Genomic DNA, 21,641 nt, shown 5'->3' with positions numbered 1-21,641 from the left:
TCCTCCTAAACGTTAGGTAGCTTGTACCATTGTCCTCCCATTCCCATAAAATAAAACCCATAGCCTTGACCACCATCAAAGAAACGAATGGATCCAGCTTGGCCCATTTTATTACGCCCTAAATTTATTCCCTGCGTTAGAATAGGTTGATTTACGAATACATCCTTTTCAGTACTTATATCAAAGGTCTGCCCATGAGCAGCTGGACCTATGTTGTTATTTACGCTACCTATAGCAATTCTATTAAACGGTTGAAGACCATCGGCTCTTTCTGATGCCGCACGATCCCAGTTATACATGCAAGCATAGTTACCACTAACCAATGTTATCCCTGAAACACAAACAGCTCTACCCGCAGAAACTTGCGCATTTGCAGCTGTAACTTTAACTACAATCATATGTTCTTGTGGATTGTAATTGTTAGGAACGGTAAATGTGAAATTATACCTTCTAATTTCACCATAAAATGTAGATGGCTCTGGAAAATCTTTATATATTTCGTGCCAAATTTTATAACTCACTTCATCCAATGGCGTAACAAAGCATACCTGCAATCGTGGTTTTGCAGTTGTACGCACACCATTGATCTGTGCGGTTCTATAATGTGCTGACAATGTATAAGAGTTTCCTGGATGAATCCCATTTTGAACTTTTGTTTCTGGGTAATTATACGTGTCGACACGTACTGCATTTACCATTTGTTCATAGTTAAATATAAAAGTGTTATTTTCTATCACTACACCGTTTCCTTGTACTTTCCAAGGTAGACCATATCCAACACCAAACCCCTGATAATTGGGGTTACCTATGTTCAATTTTGGAACACTAGAAAAATCATGATCGGCTATTAAATTTCGTTTTGGCATAACGGTTGTTTTCGTTCCCCATTCATCTTCAAAAAGGAAATCTAACATTTTAATAGTAACGCCGTTTTTATCGATGGTAATTTTATCGCCATTAACTTTGATAATATTCGTATCAATGCCCTTTGCAGTTAACCATTTCACCATTGTATCGGCATTAATGGCTACCTTTGAAACATCAATTTCTAATTTTTCCGTTGAGAAGTTAATAGCTGCGATGATATTCCCTTTTTTAACTTCTGCAAGGATTCCTTCATCAAGAACCTTAAGTTTAGAACCCGTTTCTTTTACATAAGCGGCGTAAGTCTCATTAATAAACTTTTCTTGTTTCTTCGATGTTATTTCGACACCTTCTGCAGTAGCACTAATACTTCTTTCTAATTCTGTAACTTTTTTATTGTAAGGTTCAGTTGCTACTCTATTGGCTATATCTTCTAGCATTTTGTCAGCATCCGTTTGATCTTTCGGATGTAACCAAAATTCTGTAGCTATAGTGCCACGTTGTAACATAGGTGCAGCACACCATAAACGTCCATTTCTTGTAACGTAATAACGCCATCTCACAAACGCTGCATTGGCAGGTGCTTTATCTGTACATACAGCACGAACCCACGTATTATTTACAACCTTGATATTCGTTCTAGCTGTTTTAACACGAGTTTTTTTGTCAGCCGTCCACCATTCAATTTCAATACATGCACCACCACTATCAATAGGTGTTTTCCCATCCGTATTGAAATAACCTGATGCAACAAAATCTTCGTTAACCTGGCACTCGATGTATTGACTTGTAAGTCCCCACCAACGATCTTGAGTCTGGCCAGTAACGGTAATTGAAAATGTATTCATACCTTTGTATTTTAAGTTGGTATCAACAGAGCCAGTAGCCCCACTACCACTATTCCAAAACCAATATTTCTGTCCTAACTTAAAGTCCGCATCACGCAACTCGTTAACAGTACCTAAACCACCTACATAATCCTCAACATCTTTCTTTTTCATTGCTAGTTTCAATTCTTCAGAGTGTTGCTGTATCGTTGTAGTAGCCTGAGTTAATGTTTTTCCTTGCTCAGTTTGTGTTTCCTGTAATTTCTTAACACTTGCAGTTGTTCCTTCTGCATTCTTTTCTACAGTGTTAACACGTTCATTAAAAGAGGTTTGTGTTTTTTCTACCGTTTTAATACTTTCTTTGATTCCATTCACACTTTGCTCAATCTCAGTTGTTTTTTTCGTGAACGTTTCTTTAGAAGTAACCTCATCATTAGCAGGCTGCCATGTAGTTCTTATGTTCCCCTCTTCCAATTTCGCATGATGTGAGTTTAAATTACCATCAATATTGCGTCCTGAGTAATAAAACCTAATTTGAGTTACATCCTTATCTTTTGTTTTGAATGTAACAGTTAGAGGCTCGTCCTTATAATCTACATTAATCTTTAATTGTGAGTCTGCACGTACAGATTTCCATTCTTGCTCTCCATCTATATAAGTTATTGCAATTTCCACACCAAACCAAGGATTTGCATTGAGTTTCGTCATTTTCCCAGTAAATAAGAAGGAGATAGTAAACGTTTTGTTTCTGTAATTAATCTTATTGGAAAGAGTCATTTGTTTACTGTCTGACCATATTCCGGTCATATTCTGTTTGTTTAACCCTATTTCTGACTCGCTTGCTAGATTAATTGAACCTACAGAAATGTTACTCATATCGGTTTGTAATTGTTCAATGGTCTGCTTATTTGAAGTCGCAGTATTCTTTATTTCATTTGTTGTTTTTGTTAAATTATTTGTTGTTTGCTTCACATCGGCAATCGTTTGTTTTGTACCTTCAACTGTATCTTCCACTGTATTTAATTTTTCAGTAATTTCACCGTCTTTTTTTGTTAACGATTCAATAGATTTAGTAAAACCCTCGTTAGTTTGTTTCATTTCAGAAACAGTTTTATTAATTTCACCTTGAGAGTTTTGTACATTTTTAATAGTTTGCGAAACTTCTTGGAGACTATTTTTAACTTCCTTGAATTGTCCATTGGTTTCACTTTGCGCTTCTTCCACTTTTTTGTTTAATTCTTCTTTTGTGAGCTGAATATCTTTATTAACTTGTTTCAGTGTTTCTTCCTTTACTGACTCTACATCAGGAATAAGAAGTTCCCAACCTTTACCGTTCCACACTTTTAAAATACCTGGTTTACCGTTGCTAATGTCTCGCCATAATGTCTTACCTACTATAAGATTATCGGTCGGTGGATTTTTAGCTTCAATAATATTCACCGTATTATTTTTCAGGTTTTCCTGGACCTTTTCCGCAAGTTTCTTGGCGGATTCGGATTCTTTTTGAGCATTGTTTGCTGTTACAACAGTTTCTTTAACTAACTCATCAAGCTGATTAAGGATTTCTTGTTTACTACCTAATGAAGCCAGCACTTTATTATAGAGCTTCCGCAATTCTTCATTAGCATCCACAATTTCTCGATAATCTCCGAATGCATATTTATCTTGTGAAGGATCAGTAAATGACTCATCACCAGCAATTGCTCTTGCTTCTAAATAAAGCTTTGGTGTAAACCCTGTATCTTTTATTCGGATTGTATCCCCCTCATTAATCAGCTCATGAGCTAGTCCAAATACACGACCTATACTTTGTGCTTGAACTTCATATATATAGGATGTATTTATTCGTTTGGCTAGTTCTGTTTTCATGAGAGTTAAAAGACGTTGTGGTGTTATATCTTCTTCTGTTTCTGGTGTATAAAAGCCAAATTTATGTTGACCTCGCTCATTCCATCGCTGAAACGCATCACTGTCTACAAGATAAGGAACTCCATTATTAATAGTAGAGATGGTTATAAAATCTCCACCTTCTTTTTTTACGAACCCTAATAGGGCTGTACAGATGTTTTGGGAATTCTCAATTCGTTTGATACCCATCAAATCTTTACCAAGAGTTACTTCTTTACCTGTATCACGCCCTCGCTTTTTCACCATATCTACATAACGGCCAACAATTTGAGACCCTACAACTTCCGCACGATATTGGATTTCTAACTCGAACAAGGAAGCAATATTTTTTAAAAACTTAAGTGGATCTATAAATTCATCAATCGTCATAGTGTGGAAGCCAGCGTATTCTGTTTTCCCTCTTTTCCACTTTGTACCCACAAGAGCCATATCTATAAACTCATTGACGGTTTTGCCTACAATCTTCTGAGGATTGATAATGCCCGATTTTGCTAGTTGAATCCATTCTCCAGATGCATAAGCGATTACTGATCTATCATCTGAATTTTTTTCAGTCTCAGTAATAACATACGGAACAATCCGTCCGTCTCTTACCTCTTTTAAAACTAAATTTTGCTGTATGAGTGTAGATGCATCTTCTGTATTATCAAATACTTTAAACTCTAATGTATCAATGTTATTTTTTATCTCCCAATGACGTTTATCATCCCAATAGTCTTTTGGTTGTATATTGGAAACGATTTGACTCGTTTTAAAATCAACAACATGTAAGATTCCGCTTGGTGTCCTCATCTAAATCGCTCCCTATACGTTACTTTGGCTGTCCCGACAGTTGAAGGCATAATTTCTAGTTTATTCGAACCCTTATGAATAACAGGATAATCGCTGAATATGTCCTTTAGATTAATAGCTTTTTTACCATTGATTGATACAAGGCTTCGCTCAGTATCGATAATTACTTTATCCCCAACATCAAAGATATAAGGCGGATTATTTTGTGTATTCATGTTAACCTTCCAGATTTTCAAATCATCAATAGACATTTCCGAACAAAACATGTTATTTGAAAACTGAGAAATGCTAATTTGAACTTGAGCTACTTTGCTCATATTCACGTTATTTTCATCAAACCAGACAACGAACCTTTCAGCATCATCAATCTCCGTACCTAAAATAAATTTAGAAATATATGCTTCCCATCTGTTCCCAGTTCTAGCAAGCCATAAACGACCTCTAAAATTTGTCCAAGTGTCTGGGTGATCTCCATGTTCATTAATGAATACCTGTCCACCTGGTTTTTTACTATTACCTACAGAAGCGAATCCACTGTTTTGCTCGGCTTCCCATTGAACATCGCTCATCGATATACGAGCTACATAATCGCTATTTTCATCAAGAAGACCGATTTCCACACGCCCCATTTGATCCCAATGATGACTATTAATACGTACATAGGCTTGCATAATGAAATCCTGTAATGGTCCTTGTGGAATATTCTTTTTGGCTATGCAACCATGCCAACCTTTTACTGTAGGCTCACCTAAATATTCAGCCATAAAACGATATCCATCTGATTTAAACTTTCCTCCACCTGTCATGTCTTCTGTTTTAGGGACATCCGTCCATCCTATGGTTGTCCCCATCTCGTCCCATAACACACGTTGATTTCTTTCCACTGGAACCTGGTCTGCTTTTAATGGATATCCAATGCGAAAATAATTCGTTTCATTCCATACATCAAGAAATGTGGAAGGCTTCGTCACTTCAACCTCTATAATCGGATTGGATTCTACGCTTCCTTTGTTTTGCACATTTGCTATTAACCCACGTCCATCCATTTCAAATTCTACCGTTTTAGTAGGCCCTAACTTATATGGCATTGGACAAACAAAATTCAAAGTACCTTTACCTAAAGTAACAAAATCCTCAGGATCAAAATCTTCATCAATAACCGCCAGGTATGTCCTATCAGGTGTTACATCAAAGACTAATTCAACAGGTTTTTCTGTAATTAGCCACTCTGCTATTTCTTCTTTTAATGTTTCTAAGTCAGATCCATCAGGAACAATAATTCCCACCGGAACAGGTAAAACTCGCATTTCAGTTTCTGTCGTTAATAATCTTGCACCTGGATAACCTGGAACACTTAGAAATTTCCGTTTTAACGGCGCCCACGCTGGTTTTTTCCATCCCTTTTCTATTTGAATAAAATCTTTGCGTATGTTGTTAAATGTAAAAGAACTCATACTGTCACCCCGTTTCTTTATAAAATAAAAGAAACCCAAACTTAAAAGTCTGAGTTTCTTTTTGCTTCTCTTTCTTGATACTCGGTTGTATAGCGATAAGTACCGCGTGCCACGTCTCTTCCTTCTAAATTAACAGGTACTTCAATAACTAAATCTCCACCAAGCATTGGAATGACCCCACCGCCAGATGATCCCGAAGAATAATTAATCACTTGATTTGCAACACCAGCTGCTATAGCTTGTCTACTATTTGACATATTTCCATACACACCACTCATAACACTCTTTAATCCCGATAATTGACTCATTGAACTAGCCATCATTCGGCTCATATCACTCATTAGTTGATTCATAGTTCCAGTGATACCGAGGGATCTTTCTTTTGAAGATAACGGCGTAACTGTAATTGAATTCCCTCTTTTAGTAAACAGTTCGGGGCCTTTTTCTCCAGTAATAAATGAGCCATCTCCTACAGGCTTTCCGCCTTTAGCAAGCATCGGTACATGTGGAATAGTCGGCGCGCTAACTCCTGGTATATTGTTTAGTAATTCCGCTGGTGTATTAAAGCCATCTATAAATTTATTTATGATACGAATAATTCCATTGATAGCTGTACGAATACCACTTTTAATACCATCCCATACGCCTAATACTGCTGATTTCATGCCTTCAAATGCTCCACTAACCGCATTAGTTACCCAACGAACAGGAGTCATAATTGCTTCTTTTAATCCATTCCAGACAGAAGATGCGGTTGACTTGATACCCTCCCAAATGTTTGACAGTGTAGATTTAATACCATTCCAAATACTACTGCTTGTGCTACTAATCATGTTCCAAACCGTTGAAATGGCTTCTTTGATGCTATTGAATACAGAACTCGCTGTGGAAACAATTGCGTTCCATAAGCTAGATAGATAGCTTTTAATCGTATTCCATACTGCACTTGTTGTGGAACTAATCGTATTCCATGTATTCACAATCCAATCTTTTATTGAGGTGAATATTGGCGTTACAAAAGCTACTAACCCGTTCCAGCATGATTGTAAGAAACTCTTAACAGCATTCCATACAGACATTGTTGCTGAACTGATTGTATCCCAAACGGTTGTAACTGTATTTTTAATCCACTCAAATACAGTTGTTGCAATTGAAACGATTCCATTCCAACAAGTCGTTAAGAAATTTGTAAGTGTATCCCACACCGCTGTAGCTTTTTCTTTAATAGATTCCCATACCGAAGCTAAAAACTCTCGTATAGACTCGAAAATTGGAGTGGCAAAATATAAAATAGCCGTCCAAATTGCTTGTAAGTATTGAGTAATAAAACCCCATACAGTTTGAATCACTGTGGAAATACAGTTCCAAATCATAGAGAAGAAATCAGCAATTCCTTGTAAGATAGGAGTTAGAAAGGCAACTAGTCCATTCCAAGTGTTAATGAAAAACTCACTAATCGCTGTCCACACTTCAGAAGTAGTTTGACTGATGCCATTCCAAACTTCCGATAATGTTTCAACTACTCCATCCCATATTCCAGTCAAATACTCTACAATCGAATTCCATGTTTCCGTAGTCGTTTCAACAATCGAATTCCATGTTTCAGATAAAGACTCCATGATTCCATTCCATAGTTCTGTTAAAAATTCTTTAATGGCATTCCATGCTGAAGAAGTAGATTCACTAATGCTTTCCCATGTTTCTGTTGCCCATTGGGATATACCTTCCCAAATTCCTGTTAGAAATTCTGTAATTGAATTCCATACCTCCATGGTCCATTTTTGGATATCGTCCCAATTTTTATAAATTGCAATTCCTATAGCTGCTATAAGCCCTATAATAATAGGAACTACAGCAACAAACGTGGCTGCTAGTCCTGCCCCGATACCAAACAGACCCATGACCGCCATAACGATAGGAGCAAGTGCCATAACCGCACCAGAAATTACACCAATAGCAACACCAATAGCCGCTAACGTTGCTGCTAATTCTGGATTATTAGAAACCCATTCTGCAAATTTCGAAACAAGGTCTGCTATCACTAATAACACTGGTTCAAGCGCCTTCTGTAAATCATTCATTGCTTTTTGCATTTTAGCCGCTGGAGACGCATCTAATTTAGAGGTGGTGTTATTTAAATCTTCTACACCTTTTTTTAGATCAACTTGTTTTCCTTCTGCTTTTAAAATGGTATCAATGATCTTCTTTCCTTGGTCTTCCCAAAGAGTACCGAACATCTTCGTGCCAAGTGCATTTCTGTCTGTAGCATTTTCAACACCAGCTAAAGCCTTGGTTGCTTCAAGCATCGCCTTTTGTCCATTTTCACCGCCACCAGCAATCGCCTGACCCCATTTTTCAAACTGGTCAGCTGAAATCTTTGTTTTATCTAAAACCTCTTGCATAGATTTATCTACACCCGCACCAAATTCCGCCATTTTGATACGTCCTTCTTTGACACCGTCTAGAAGATTATCAATATTCCACGTTTTCGTATCAATTCCAGCCGACATAATTCCTTGTACTTCTTTTGCTGTAAACCCTGCCTGCATCATTTGGTCACCATATTCAGCAATAATATCTAGTTGCTCAGGTGGAAAACCTGTTTTAAGGAGAGTATGAACTAACCCTAAAGCTTCCTCATTTGTAATTCCTAAAGTTGCCCCAATTTCGTTCGCTTCCTGTATCAATTCGGTAAAATCAATATCAGAATAAACCGCTACAATACCAGCGGCACCTTTAGCTATGGCTGCATTTGTTTCATCAGAAGCATCTTTATTTAATGCCCACTGCCTACGGTTTCCTTCTAAAGCTTCATCTATGTCAACACCATACGCAGTAACAGCCCTTACTGATTCTTCAACTGTCTTTTTAGATGACTCCGGCACTTCGAAAGATACATCAATTTTTGTTTTTAACTTTGACATATCCATCGCTTTTTCAACTGCGGTTGCAATTCCACCACCAGCTGCCAACCCACCAATGACGTTTTCGAGTCCTACTTGGAGCCCTTCAAACTTCTTCTCTGTTCTCTCAGCCTCTTGTTGCAAATCCCTTAACTCATTTCGAACTTGTTGAATTGAATTTCCAGCATCCACAGATCGAAGGGCACGTTGTAATTTTTCAATATCAGCTTCTGTGCCTAATGCTTCTCGTCCAATAATCCCAATCGCTTGTTCTAATTGCTTACTTGTTGCTGTACCATTTCGAATTGCATTTACAAGACGATTACCTAATGCGCCTGCAAAATCATCCACGCTTTTTCCTGTAGCACTAAACAATGTTTCTAATTGTCTTGTTGAACTCGCTACATTCTCTTGTTCAGCTTTCATATTACCAAGCTTATTTTTCAGCCCATCAAGTGACCCTTGTGTAAATTCAATTTCACGCCTAAACGCGCGATACTGTTCTTCAGAAATTTTTCCATTTTGAAATTGTGCTTGCACTTGTTGTTCGGCTGCCTTCAATTTATCTAGCTTTTCTGTTGTATTTTCAATTTGTTGCGTCAACAACTTTTGCTTTTGAGCTAAAGCTTCCACATTACCAGGATCAAATTTCAAAAGACGTTCTACATCTTTTAATTCTTTTGTTAGATCATTACTACGTTTATTCACATCTTTTAATGCATTTTGAAGACCTGTGGTTTCACCACCAATTTCAATGGTAATCCCTTTAATTCTTCCAGCCATATTCTCACTCCTTCCTTAGAATGAATCAAAGTCTTTTTGGTTTGCTTTTCTGACTCTTTCTTTGTCTGGATTCTCCATTTCAGCGAATTCTGCAATATAATCAAAACAATCTCCAATTGTCATAACTTCCAAATCCCAATGCGTTAATTTCGCTTTATAACAAAGAGCAAGGAACGTATCAGTGGTTAATTCTTCATCACTGAAAGTCCCTTGCTCTCCATTACTTTTCTTTATTTTTTTTTTGCGCCCATCGTACTTTGAATCATATCCATAATTTCTGGAATAATCTCTGAGATAGGGAATTCATCAAAACCGTCTAACCATGTAATTGGATCATCAATTTCTGGATTTGCTGTTTTCGCATATAACCAAACTAAATCATATACAACTTCAAAATCTAACTTACTTAAATCTGCATTTGCTAAATCAATAGTGGCTAGTGAACCCTCTTGAGGATTTGAAGGAGACAAAATCCCTAACTTAAACATATCAGCAAATAAATCACGTCTGAATTGCGCTTTATATCGTTTAACAGTAGCTGCTGTACTTTTTAATCGGACTTGTTTTCCATCTATTGTAATTGTCTTTTCCATTTACTATTACGCTCCTTTTGGTGCTGCTGGTTTTTTAACGTACACTTCTTTGTACCAATTTTTGTAAATTTCTTGCGTTGTTTTAGATGTTGTTTTTGTTTTAACCATAGGTCTTCCCCCTGGTGCTAAAATAATTGGACTAGAAACAAACTTCAGTTCATTTGTATTTGGCTCAGCTGAACTTGTTTTTGTTTTAGATGCAAGTGTTGGACGACTTGCTGAACAGTTATACATAACATGTCGAGTTGCATTGACATCACCATCAAACTCAAATAATAATGCGAATGGTTTTCCTTTTGCATCAGCCAATTCATTCAATACACCATCTGTTTCGTCTAATTCCTCACCAAGTGCATCAATAGCAAACTTTTCTGGGATAGTAGCAATACTTAATGTTCCATCGTAACCCTGATTATTACTTGCTGCGTAATAAAGCATGTCATCCGCATAGAATTCAATTAAATCACCGCGTGGCTCAAATGTTAGTTCCACTCCACCAGGTAATGGAATTGGTGTACCAAATGTAACTAAGAAATCCTTAATATCTAATGGCACGTAATGTACATTTTTTAAACCGAATGTTACCTTGTTTTCATTCATTTACAACAACCTCGTTTCATATATTTTTTGAAATAGTTTTTCAGATTCAATAAAAGTCCCATATGACTCATAAGGAATCTCATAATCATCCAGGACTTGTTCTAGCTTGGCTTCTGCAACTAAATCCTTCTTAATTGTATAAAGCTCTATATTTACATCATTTATTTTGTGATAGGTCTTATTGTCGGCTGCCATGTTAGGTGATCCATCTACAAAGTAGCAAACATAAGGCGGTGAAGGGACGGGAACACCTGGTGTTTCAGTGAAATGGGAATAAGCCACAGGATAACCTGTAGCCTCAAGAACTTTCTTTAATTCACCTAATGTCATTGACCAATCGCCCTTTCAACACGTTCAACAAAATCATGAATTGCATGTTCTTCAGCTGGTGCAATATGAACCTTTGCTGGTACTCGTCCACCATTTGCCTTCGCATGACCTTTCTCCAGTAAATGAGTAAGCTGCGGTTTTAAAGCATTATGAACAATAATTGCGTTCCCATCCTTCTTTTTTCGCCAACCTTTACTATACCTACCTGTATTTTTAGGGCTTTTTTGCTTTAATTCACCCACTAAATTATCCGCTACCTCTTCCTTCGCCACTTCCATGTCTTCCTCAATTACATTGGCATATCTTTGTAGTTCCCTAGCAATTTCATTGGATAAATCATCGATATTAGCCACCTGTCTTCACCTCACAATAGAGTTCAATTCTTTCATCGTCTCTTTCGTATGTGCGATAAATGTTGTATTTCTTGTTGTGATACTGTACTTTCTGTTCTTCTTGATAATCCAATGTATAAACAATTAATACACATTTAGGCTTAAAACCATTTTGGCCCGCTTGAAAGAATTCATTTTGAGAAACACTTTTTTTCTCACAAAATACTTGTCTTGTAAAATCTTCTGCCGCTTCTATTTGACCCAAATCATCTGTAGTAGTCGTTACAACTGGAAAGAATACAATATCATTCATTTGTAATCACCTGCTAAAGTGAGATGATTTTTTAACATGTTATAAGATGCCTGGAATCTTTCAGCTTCTTTGGCTTCAGCAACAAATTCTGCTTTGCAATATACTTTTATCGCTCTTTTGATTAACGGATCATCGTCATTATTCGCTTTGATGGAAGAAACACCCGACAACATTAAGTCATGTCGGGCCGCTTCTATTACATCGTTTATTTCATCGTCAAGAGCATCATGAGAAATGCGCAATGCCTTTTTTATATCTTTTAAAATCATGATTGGTTACCTTTCAATGATCGTTCAGCTGACATCGCTTCCTCTTTCCCTTGCACTTTTTCACCATTTGATAATTCATACCATCCACCGCCAGTATGCTTAGGGAATGTAGAAATTTCTTTATTTCCTTTTAAGAATTCTTTTTCAATTAAAAAGGCAATACGTTTCGGATCATTTGACTCGTACATATCGCCTTTTGAATATCCAACTTTTGTTTCTTTATCAATGAAAGCATTCAAGACTAAATGATTCATTGTATCACTCCTTTATTAAGCTGCTGGAGCTTTTTTTAAAACAACTAAAGAGTTTTTGTCTACTACTTTACCATCCACAATCATAATTGCCTTTGTAACTTGATCGTCAGTTTCATTGTCTTCATATTTCTTAACACCCATTTGGTAGTTTGTATTAAAAATATAATCTTTGTAATTAAATAAGAATGCAAATGTTGTTCCTTCAGTAGCCGTTGCGAAACTATCAATATAATTACATAGAACAACTGGACGACCTAATAAAATGCGTTCTGGTTTACCAGAAATCCCGTAATTTGTACGTGCAATCGGCTGGCCGTCTGCATCTGTCATTGCCGAAAATTCCATAAATGTCTTTTTCGTCATCGTCCAAATCGCACTTGCTTCATACTCAAGTGGTAAAGCTGCTTCTGCGTCTGTTAACGTTTTGTAGTTAATTTTCGCAACATCTAATGCTTGTCCGTCAACAGGTGTTTCCGCTAAAATTCCTTTTGGTTTACCAGACCCATCACCACTAACAATAGCTTGTTCAATCGCTTTTGTCATAGCTTCCACAATATTATTAATTAATGTTGTTTCAAATACCGCTAGAGACATTGTTTCTACTTCAAGAGAAACAGCTACGGCACAACGTAATTTATGATAGTTGAAAGTAATGCTTCCTGTAGTTTTCTTTTGTTTATCACTTCCAGAGCTTTCAGCAACCCATGTTGCGACTGGTTTAACTGCTGAAGTTGGTACTGTTACGCCACCTTTAATAGCTGTACGAGTAATTAAAGGTAGAATCATTCCTACCGCTTCAATCTTTTCGATAATTTTATCTAATACTGTTTGTGGGATAACAGAACCGATGTCACTTGTTTTCGTAACAGCATTTGCACGTAATTCAGCTGGAATTGTTTCACCGCGTAATACGTAATTCATAAAAGCATTACGATATTCAACTGTATTTGTACCAAGTTCACGTTTTTCATTTAATGGATTCGTATTAAATGTTTCAATCTTATTAGCACCAGTTGCATTTCCTTCATTGATAGAGCGTGCTTCATTTAAAAGTTGTTCACGCTTCTCAATCGCCGCCAACTGATTATTAATATCTCGTAACTCTGTTTCAATTGCATCAAGGTTATCAATAGAGCGAGTTTCATCACTTAATAATTCACTGATTTCAGATTTACGTTTTAATAATTGTTCTTTATTCATGTTCAAAGTCCACCTTTTATAATAATGTTTGTAAATATAGTCTTCTGCGCTTTTCCGAGCGCTTTTTTTCTTCTGTAAAATGTTTATAAGGATCATATCCCCTAGCACTTACTTCTGAATCTGGATATGCCGGAAAAGCTACTGCGCTAACTTCTAATAGTTTTGCTTTTGTAACAGTTCTTAGCATCAGATCATCATCTGGTTCTTGGATTTCTTCGCTTATCATGCTAAACCCAAACGAAACACCATCTACATCTCCACGCTTAATAGATTTGTAAGTGTCATTACCTAGAGTTGTATCTGGTAAATCCAATTCAAAGCGTAAGCCCACGGCATCCTCGCTCAAACGTAACGTATTATTCTTTGTTCTTCCCAGCACTTTAGATGTATCATGAGACCATAAAAAACGTTGGTCATCATTTTGCAATGTTTCTGTAAATGCTCCATTTTTAAATTGCTCACGAAACTTACGATAATATCCCATGACTACGGATTTCTTTTCCCACTTTACTGCATAGCCTATAAGTGTCCGATTTCCGTTATCATCTTCTCTAATTTCAATCTTCTGCGTTACTATTTCCCTTGTTTCCGTCTTGTCCATTGTCCCCACCTCCTTCAACAGTCGTATTTCCATCTTTAACTAACGCTGTATCTAGTCTTCGAATTGGCTTGTCTCCACCTTCAATTGGACCTACAGAGAGAATAGAACGCCATTCATTCGGTGTCATTGCTCCTCTATCAACCATTTGAACTAAATTCATTTTAGTCTGCATAGAAGCATATTGAAGGCTTGCTGCTTCGAAAATAATTTTGTTCCCAAAGCCACGTTCCCTACGTGAAAAAAACTTCCTGGTAAATTCCCCAGAAAGTTGCATCGCTAACGGTTCAATTTCAGATTCATAGTAAGCATTCCATTCATCCTCATTGTATTTACTTTGAATGATTTTTTCGTTTGTATTAAAGAAGTTATAAATTCTCTGTGTTGTTTCTTGCATTTGTTTTGAATCTGGAACAAATGCTTCTGGTTTAACTTGTTCTAAATCATAGCGCGGATCAGATGAAGCTGCTCCACCGTTTTCATTATCAATACTCAAATAATTTTTCTTGAAATTTTGAACTTGTGCATCAATGTCCTCTTGTTTTAAAACCGATTTGAATTTTAATATCCATTTCACCACTGCACTATTTTTAATTGCTTTCACAATTCCCTGATCGGTAGTTGTAACAATATCCATTAAGGAAGATAAAGCTTTACCTGGATGTTCACCAAAGAAATCATCTTCGTTAAAATCTTTTCTAAGATGGATAACATCAACATAGGGAACGGTCATTCTCTTCCCATTTTTAAAATAAAAAGTAAGAAAAATATCACCTTGAGCTCCCTCTACAACTTCTATTGTTACACATGGCAAAGGATAAATTTCAATTGGAACTCCTAATTCATCCCGTTTGATATATGCAAAGGCGTTATGGTTCAGCTCTAGCTGTACAGTCATTTTTTCTTGGAATATTTGACCTGTCATTAATGGATTCGGTTCTTCTAAAATGAATCTAATATACGGCTCTGGATTTACTTTAAATTCATTTGCATTATCTCGTATATGCTTTGCTATTAATTTACCAACAGCCTTTGCTTTAGGGCGTATACAGGCCCTGATAATATCACTTTGATAGATATTCCCATTCCATGAGAAAAAGCCTCCTCCATTATCGTTTATCATTTCAAAACGGGTCGTAGTAGGCGGTTGTTTTCTACCGAATATTTTGTTGAATAACCCCAATTCCTCACCTCCCTCAAATCATATTTAAGTAATCATTACGTTTTTCTTGAAGCACAACATATGCATTTAAAAGCGCTGCGGTTCCATCAATCCTTCTACGTTGATTATTTGTTTTGTTCGGCTGTATATTCAGGTTTTTATCCACATCAATAGCTGTATTCGATAAACACCATTTATCAATGCTGTTATTGTTGTAATTTACTAATTTAGACTCTAAATCCGCTCCTAATAATTTCATAGGGCTAGAAAGAGTTTGTTTCCCTTGGGCAACTGGAATCATTGCTTCTTTACCAAAGTAGCCTTCCATTTCCTCCACCCAATATTTTGCGGACCATCTATCATAACCGATCCACGGAATATAAATACCGTATTCATCACGTATTTCTAAAAACCATTCAGTCACAAATTTATAATGTACTGAGTTGCCTGGTGTTGTTCTTAATAATTCTTGTTCTGCCCATAAATTATATGGAATCTTATCTTCTTTACTTCTTTGCTCAAGCAAATCTTCAGGAAGCCAATACATTTGTAATACGTAAACATGCGGATCGTTTGGAAGCATAAAAATAACCTTCGCTGCGGTTAAATCAGTTGTTGAAGATAAATCACAACCACCAATCCCATAAGAAGGCTTTAATTTTGCTACATCAAAGGTAGCCTTGTTATTTAATTGTTCAAATGTTAACCAGGCTTCTGTACTTGTTTCGCGGATATTAAAATCTTTTGTTAGTAAGTTCTTAACTAGCAAAGAATTTGCTTTCGCTTTATTTACTTTTGTTTCAAGTTGATCCGTCTTTTTTATTGTACCTAAACCAGGATTCGCTTTTGCCCATTTGGTATTATCAGTCCATTCGGCTCTTTTATCTAATTCATATATAATTGGCAAGAAACGATCATCTTTATAACCGTCTGGATCATCCAAGCCATTTAAAAGCATTTCAGCTTCTTCATACTTCATATCGTAAACAGATTCACGAATAGTTCCAGCTGTTGTAATCATAAAAATCATTGGTTGTTCCCTTGAAGAAGTGCCATCCACTATAACGTCATATAGATTTTTATCTTTCCAAGCATGTATTTCATCCATCATCGCCCCATGAACATTAAGACCATCAAGTGTTTCTGAATCACTTCCCAAAGGTTTAAATGTACTATCATTAAAATCTGCATTCAATTCACGAACAAGCGGTTTAATTCGCTTTAATAATACGGGGGATTTCTTAACCATCCTTTTGGCATCTAACCAAACTAATTTCGCTTGGTCTAATTTCGTAGCAACTGCATATATTTCTGCACCTGGTTCACCATCGGCAACTTGTAAATACAATCCAATTCCAGAAGCAATCGTTGACTTTCCGTTTTTACGAGCCACAATTAAGAGTACTTCTCTATACTTTCTCGTTCCATCAATTTTATGAACAAATCCAAAAGAAGCTGCTAAAAATGCTTTTTGCCAAATCTCCAATTCAATTGGCTTACCGCCCCATTTACCTTTTGAGTGTTTGCAAAAATTCTCAATGAATTCTATTACATGATTCGCTTTCTTAGCATCATACTCAAATACAGAAGAAGTATCATACACATCATCTACAAGCTTTTTATATATCCGCCTAACTTTACTGGATACAATTACTTGTCCAGATTCGATTTGATTGTAATACTCAATGATTGGATTATAGGTTAACGGGTACTGCTTTCTTACTCGCTTACTCATTTATCAGCCACGAATTCATCAAATCCATCATCCTCTTCTTTAGGTTGCTCTTTTGGTAATAAATCAGTTAGTTGCTTCATCACTTGCGCGTGATTTTTCGTCATATTATTATGCACTTCAACAGCAATTGTTTTTTTATTACCAAACTGATTGGCCCCGTTTTGATATTGCTCTTCAATTCCATTCTTATTAATTTTGTCTTGTACATCTTCTAAAGTGACAGCCATAAAAGCAGCATTTTTTATGAGTGAAGAAACCGCTCTTTTTTTCTTAGGATCTAAATTCTTCAATAAACTGTTTAATCGTGTCATTTCTCGTTTAATTCTTTTTTCTTTTTCTAATTCCTGATTGTTACTCATAAGTCATCACTCCTTTCATGACCACACCCCCTATAGAAATGACCCGTGTGTTACACGAAGCTCCCCTCTCGGTCCCCCTAAGGGGCTTTGATTTATTTTTGAAAGGGGGGGCTTGGTTCTTTTTGTTCCTGATTCTTTTCTGCTAATAAACTATCAATTAGTTTATTAATTATATTTAGATGCGCTTCTTTTTCTTCTTCTAACTCTTTATCTGCATCTATCTCTTCTTTTAGCGCTTCAAATACTTTTAGTACATCTGATAATTTTTCTTTACTTACATGTCCATCTAATTCCTTAATATCAATAGCATTAAAGACTATGCTAAGAGCAATAGCTTTCTCTAGCTTTGTTAGTTTCATATATTGTTTGTTTAGTACCCGCTCTACATCACATGTACAAATATCCATTCCCTTATTAGAATAGTTATTAAGCATGAACTGTATCTTGTCTACTTGTTCTTTATTTAACACCTTACCATTACACTGCATCTCTAATCCCTCCTAATTAATTCGCCGTTCTCATTAAACATTACATCTTCCCTCATCGGACTGTACTTACTAAATGTCTTAGTGTTATGACATTGTAAGCATAAGTATTGTAAGTTCTTATGGTTCAATGTGATGTCTGGATTGTTTATATTTACTGGTGTAATCTCCACTATATGGTCAACGATATATCCAGGTACTTCTTTGCAATGCTCACACATACCATCTAACGTTGTAGCTATATATGCAGCTCTACATTTTTTCCATAGCGTTGACTTATAGAACCTCTTTGCATATTCTTTCGCCATTCACACACCTCTCAAATGCAACACGTTTGCGCTTATCTTTCCTTAACAACAAATATGATTTATATTCGAATGTTTGAATTACTATCATTAATGCGTTTGACAATTTCTGAGGACATCGTCTTACCATTTAAAACAACAGGAAATTCTACTGCAATATCTTCCAGTGCGCTCTTTCCCTTAAACCTACTCATAACCTTTTCTAACTTCTCCAATGCATCCACACATTCATTAGCAGCTTCTGTTACTTCTTTCATTTGTTTTAACGCTTCTGATGTATCGGCATCAATATTAATCTTTAATTTGTTATTAGCCATTCTGCTCTTCCTCCTTCTTCATCAGTATTTATCTACTTTCGAACCATATCTTCAAGGGAAATAACCGTTTGCTTTATTCCCTCTATGCTTTGTGACATAACATGTATCGTTTGAACCATTTCATCTCTATCTCTTCGTAAATCACTAATATTTTTTGTTAACTGATTTATTTCAAGTTTCAACATTTGAATTTCGTTAACAAGATATTGATTATCCATCTTTTATTCCCTCTCTTCTTTTCTTTCATAGTCCACTCGAATATCAATTTCTCTCTGTAATTCAGCAGTAGAAAAGCTTTTAAGTCTCTGGTCAGGTTTTATAGTCATCAAGCTCTCCATTGCAATGCGACCACATATAGAGCATATATCCGTAATCTTCGAATGTACTCTGAACTCAATAAATTCATGTTTACAATCCAACTTTTATCCCTCCAAAACAAAAAGCACCCGTAAGGAATGCTTCGACACTCCTTTGCAAACACTATAGTTTAAAAGGAGCATGTTATGAAATTCTCACAAATACTAATCATTATCTTTGCTGTTATCATTATTATATGGATATGGTTTGTCTAATTAAAAAGAGCAACCGTGCACCAGTTGCCCTTTCGTCAAAATCTTATGTTATTACTATAATTCATATTTGCAATAGTTTCGTTTCCCTAAAAGTACCTTCCCAAAAAGTAACCTTATAAATCATCCACAAACTTTATTATCTTTCTTACTTCGGCATGCTTACGTTTAATGTAATTCGGACTGTAATTTAAATCCCATGCTATTTGTTCTAATGTCATACCATATATGTATTTCTTCACAAGTATTTGATTATCTAGCCCTTTAAACTTATTAATCAATTCCATAAGGTCATACATGGCATTCATTTCATTTGCTAACTCATATTCAATTGCTTCAATACGTTCTTCTACTTTTGCACCTTCCGATTCAGCAGTTAAACGTACTTCTCGCAAATCACCACTGACCCAGCGTTTCAATTCAGCTTTTGCTTTATCTAAGTTGTAATCTAAGTATGCAATTCTTTCTTCTAATTTCTGATAGTCTTTCAGCCAGTCAAACAAATGATGATTCACCTACTTTCTATTTAAAACAACAAACCTCATAAAACACGTTTATTTTCCTTTCTAAGACGCTTTAACACTTGTACATCTATTTGTATTCAAAAAGAAAAATAACTCCAAATTACTAAGGTTCTGACAGTTGTTTCTTTGTCGAAACTTGTCTTTTATTTTGATATCACAATTACAGTATGTGAAATTAATTATTTCAATCCTCGTTTTTTCATTTGAGTATGCAAATTTGCTGTAGTCACACCCAATTTCTTTGCAATTCCCACATATGTCATTCCTTTATCACTCATAGTTACTGCCTTCTTACAAAATGCATTCCATTCTTTCACTGTTCTTGTTTTCTTCTGGTCCGTACCAATACGACCACCTAACAAAACGCCTAATTCATTTATTCTTATTCCTGTAGCACATTCTGTCCAACAATGTGCTACATCCCTACTACATCTATAATCACAACCTGTGCAATGTTTCTCTTGTAAATCTAAAATTGCAATACGGGCTTCTTTTTTATTCATATCGCTACCCACTCTAACTTATCTACATAATACAAGTAATCTACTAACGCCCTATCAGTTGGTTTTACAAGATAAGCCTTATCATTAAATACTGCTCGTGGTATTGATTTCCGTCCACCTAATTTCGCAGCATGAACATATTCTTTTATTAATTCAAACGGAACTAAGAAAATGGAATGCTCTATACTAAATTCAATTAAGAAGAAACAAATCACCCCCAACTTTTCAGCTTGTTCTAGATACTCAATTTGATGTGGTGATATATTTTGTAAAGCAAAGCTTGTCTTATTTGTTGTCGCTTTTGCTTCAAATGCTATCATTCGCCCTTTATATATTCCGTCATAATCAACGGTTGACTTTTTTTCGAAATATCCTTCTTTTATTCTTCCATCTTTAAATAACCTTGTAACAACTACAGGTGTAGCACGTTTTGTAATTAATGCTATGTTCTTTCTCTTGTACATATCATTCGAAAAATTAATTAGATTCTCAAACGCAGCTCCATGATCCCCACTGTAAGCCATAATAATAACTCCTTTCTCAAATACTATTTTGTTAATTATGCCTTTGTAACTTTATATTCAAAGAAACTTTTAGATTTTTTATGTTTATCGCATGCAAACACATCTGTAGGAAGGTGCTTTCTACCTTGTGAATCTCTTGCTAATACAAACCCCTTAGTTGTCGCATCACTTTTACAACCAACATAATTGCATTTCTGCACTTTGCATTCTCCTTTGCTTATAAAATTCAAATTTAATAACACTCCAGGACTCTCTCATTTCAGAAAGTCCTGGGAACATAATCTATTTAACTTGAATCATCGGATTAGCTTCTCCACTTACTTGCGGTAACTTACCATCCCATTTTTCAATTTTTTTAATTTCTACAATTTCTGGAGTTAAAGACTTCTTAATAATCTCATTCGCTTCAGCTTTCCCTCTTGCTTCTTCAATAGCTTTCTCTGCATTGATTGTAGCTTGCTTTTTCTCAATCTCAGCTTTTTCAAGGTTTTGTTGAGCGTCTACTACTCCTTGAATTGCTTTCGCTGTATTTGCATCTGGTTTAGGCGCTTCTAGCGTAACGGAATCTACTAAGAATCCAGTAGTGTCTACCATTTTTCTAAACTCTTTTTCGATTGCTCCGTTAATCTCCCCTTGATGTTGAAATACCTCAAGAACTGAATAGTTAGAGAAAACGTTTAATGTAGCTTTCTTAAGCCGAGTCTGCAACCACCCGTTCTCAATCACATCTGGAGCTTGTCCTTTGAATTTGTTATAAATCTTAGGCAGTTTCTCTGCATCATTCATGTAATCATAAGATAGACTCACTGTTAAAGGCTTACCATCTTTGGTTTGTACGCTGAATTTACCCACTTTAACCGTTTCTGTTGAAATAGGATAAGCTGTTACACGTTTAAATGGTGAAACTAAGTGCCATCCTTGCCCTAAAGTTTCTTTTTCAATTCCTGTACTTCTGTTATAAACAACACCTGCATGCCCCTGGTCAATCACCTTTACGCTCATTGCAGTTAAAATTCCGCCTGTTAAAAGACTGAATCCTACTACTGCTGCACCTACAATTTTCTTTGTATTCATTTTATTTTTCCTCCTTGAACATGTTTTTAATTTTTAATACTACGTTTCCAATACACTCAAAAAC

General features: G+C 35.9%; 24 protein-coding genes. All 24 read right to left on the bottom strand.

Translation table 11 applies throughout. The features are described from left to right. Positions 1–5 precede the first annotated feature (5 nt). Positions 6–4,391: a phage tail spike protein gene (locus MHI28_RS20245; RefSeq protein ID WP_340828241.1), complete on the bottom strand. Its 4,386-nt coding sequence runs from the start codon at positions 4,389–4,391 to the stop codon at positions 6–8. Further along, positions 4,388–5,845 carry a distal tail protein Dit gene (locus MHI28_RS20240; protein ID WP_340828240.1) on the bottom strand — a complete coding sequence of 486 codons (1,458 nt, stop codon included), beginning with the start codon at positions 5,843–5,845 and terminating at the stop codon, positions 4,388–4,390. The genes MHI28_RS20245 and MHI28_RS20240 overlap by 4 nt, the downstream gene beginning before the upstream one ends. 41 nt (positions 5,846–5,886) lie before the next feature. Then, the gene (locus MHI28_RS20235) at positions 5,887–9,531 is read right to left on the bottom strand and encodes a phage tail protein (protein WP_340828239.1); all 3,645 of its coding nucleotides are present in this window, start codon (positions 9,529–9,531) and stop codon (positions 5,887–5,889) included. 230 nt (positions 9,532–9,761) lie between these two features. Then, entirely contained in the window at positions 9,762–10,124 is a 363-nt protein-coding gene (locus MHI28_RS20230) for a hypothetical protein (protein WP_000415931.1), read from the bottom strand. 6 nt (positions 10,125–10,130) lie between these two features. Beyond that, positions 10,131–10,724, bottom strand: a complete 594-nt coding sequence (locus MHI28_RS20225) for a major tail protein (protein WP_001004921.1) — start codon at positions 10,722–10,724, stop codon at positions 10,131–10,133. After that, the gene (locus MHI28_RS20220) at positions 10,725–11,054 is read right to left on the bottom strand and encodes a hypothetical protein (RefSeq protein ID WP_242300666.1); all 330 of its coding nucleotides are present in this window, start codon (positions 11,052–11,054) and stop codon (positions 10,725–10,727) included. Continuing rightward, on the bottom strand, positions 11,051–11,407 hold the full coding sequence (locus MHI28_RS20215) for an HK97 gp10 family phage protein (RefSeq protein ID WP_001273706.1): 357 nt from the start codon (positions 11,405–11,407) through the stop codon (positions 11,051–11,053). Before MHI28_RS20215 ends, MHI28_RS20220 begins: the two co-directional genes overlap by 4 nt. Next, positions 11,400–11,699 carry a phage head closure protein gene (locus tag MHI28_RS20210; protein WP_042596912.1) on the bottom strand — a complete coding sequence of 100 codons (300 nt, stop codon included), beginning with the start codon at positions 11,697–11,699 and terminating at the stop codon, positions 11,400–11,402. Before MHI28_RS20210 ends, MHI28_RS20215 begins: the two co-directional genes overlap by 8 nt. After that, positions 11,696–11,968 carry a head-tail connector protein gene (locus MHI28_RS20205; protein ID WP_098658241.1) on the bottom strand — a complete coding sequence of 91 codons (273 nt, stop codon included), beginning with the start codon at positions 11,966–11,968 and terminating at the stop codon, positions 11,696–11,698. The genes MHI28_RS20210 and MHI28_RS20205 overlap by 4 nt, the downstream gene beginning before the upstream one ends. After that, on the bottom strand, positions 11,965–12,222 hold the full coding sequence (locus MHI28_RS20200) for a hypothetical protein (protein WP_340828235.1): 258 nt from the start codon (positions 12,220–12,222) through the stop codon (positions 11,965–11,967). Before MHI28_RS20200 ends, MHI28_RS20205 begins: the two co-directional genes overlap by 4 nt. Positions 12,223–12,237: 15 nt before the next feature. Next, positions 12,238–13,422 (bottom strand): phage major capsid protein, encoded by a 1,185-nt coding sequence (locus MHI28_RS20195; RefSeq protein WP_340828234.1) that lies wholly within the window; start codon positions 13,420–13,422, stop codon positions 12,238–12,240. Positions 13,423–13,438: 16 nt separating this feature from the next. Further along, a complete protein-coding gene (locus MHI28_RS20190) occupies positions 13,439–14,023 on the bottom strand; it encodes an HK97 family phage prohead protease (RefSeq protein WP_000361708.1) in 585 nt (194 codons plus the stop codon). Next, the gene (locus tag MHI28_RS20185; protein WP_340828233.1) at positions 13,980–15,203 is read right to left on the bottom strand and encodes a phage portal protein; all 1,224 of its coding nucleotides are present in this window, start codon (positions 15,201–15,203) and stop codon (positions 13,980–13,982) included. Before MHI28_RS20185 ends, MHI28_RS20190 begins: the two co-directional genes overlap by 44 nt. 13 nt (positions 15,204–15,216) lie before the next feature. Beyond that, the gene (locus MHI28_RS20180; protein WP_340828231.1) at positions 15,217–16,917 is read right to left on the bottom strand and encodes a terminase large subunit; all 1,701 of its coding nucleotides are present in this window, start codon (positions 16,915–16,917) and stop codon (positions 15,217–15,219) included. Continuing rightward, positions 16,914–17,276, bottom strand: a complete 363-nt coding sequence (locus MHI28_RS20175; protein WP_044797888.1) for a hypothetical protein — start codon at positions 17,274–17,276, stop codon at positions 16,914–16,916. The genes MHI28_RS20180 and MHI28_RS20175 overlap by 4 nt, the downstream gene beginning before the upstream one ends. Positions 17,277–17,368: 92 nt before the next feature. Further along, a complete protein-coding gene (locus MHI28_RS20170) occupies positions 17,369–17,764 on the bottom strand; it encodes a hypothetical protein (RefSeq protein WP_340828230.1) in 396 nt (131 codons plus the stop codon). Positions 17,765–17,766: 2 nt separating this feature from the next. Next, complete coding sequence (locus MHI28_RS20165) at positions 17,767–18,069, bottom strand: HNH endonuclease signature motif containing protein (protein WP_340828228.1); 303 nt, start codon at positions 18,067–18,069, stop codon at positions 17,767–17,769. Between the two features lie 59 nt (positions 18,070–18,128). Continuing rightward, a complete protein-coding gene (locus MHI28_RS20160; protein WP_340828227.1) occupies positions 18,129–18,383 on the bottom strand; it encodes a hypothetical protein in 255 nt (84 codons plus the stop codon). Positions 18,384–18,415: 32 nt separating this feature from the next. Beyond that, complete coding sequence (locus MHI28_RS20155) at positions 18,416–18,601, bottom strand: hypothetical protein (protein WP_340828226.1); 186 nt, start codon at positions 18,599–18,601, stop codon at positions 18,416–18,418. A 467-nt stretch (positions 18,602–19,068) separates the two neighbouring features. Beyond that, the gene (locus MHI28_RS20150) at positions 19,069–19,455 is read right to left on the bottom strand and encodes a hypothetical protein (protein WP_000460743.1); all 387 of its coding nucleotides are present in this window, start codon (positions 19,453–19,455) and stop codon (positions 19,069–19,071) included. A 200-nt stretch (positions 19,456–19,655) separates the two neighbouring features. Beyond that, entirely contained in the window at positions 19,656–19,979 is a 324-nt protein-coding gene (locus tag MHI28_RS20145; RefSeq protein WP_042596893.1) for a hypothetical protein, read from the bottom strand. Beyond that, the gene (locus MHI28_RS20140) at positions 19,976–20,503 is read right to left on the bottom strand and encodes a Holliday junction resolvase RecU (RefSeq protein WP_199691797.1); all 528 of its coding nucleotides are present in this window, start codon (positions 20,501–20,503) and stop codon (positions 19,976–19,978) included. Before MHI28_RS20140 ends, MHI28_RS20145 begins: the two co-directional genes overlap by 4 nt. A gap of 35 nt (positions 20,504–20,538) precedes the next feature. Next, a complete protein-coding gene (locus tag MHI28_RS20135) occupies positions 20,539–20,703 on the bottom strand; it encodes a hypothetical protein (protein WP_001168009.1) in 165 nt (54 codons plus the stop codon). Between the two features lie 82 nt (positions 20,704–20,785). After that, positions 20,786–21,577 carry a prohibitin family protein gene (locus MHI28_RS20130; protein ID WP_340828223.1) on the bottom strand — a complete coding sequence of 264 codons (792 nt, stop codon included), beginning with the start codon at positions 21,575–21,577 and terminating at the stop codon, positions 20,786–20,788. Positions 21,578–21,641: the final 64 nt, after the last annotated feature.

Source organism: Bacillus sp. FSL K6-0268, from assembly GCF_038005425.1.
Taxonomy (GTDB): domain Bacteria; phylum Bacillota; class Bacilli; order Bacillales; family Bacillaceae_G; genus Bacillus_A; species Bacillus_A thuringiensis_S.
Note: the sequence above shows the minus strand (reverse complement) of the source record. Positions and strands in the feature narration are given on the sequence as shown.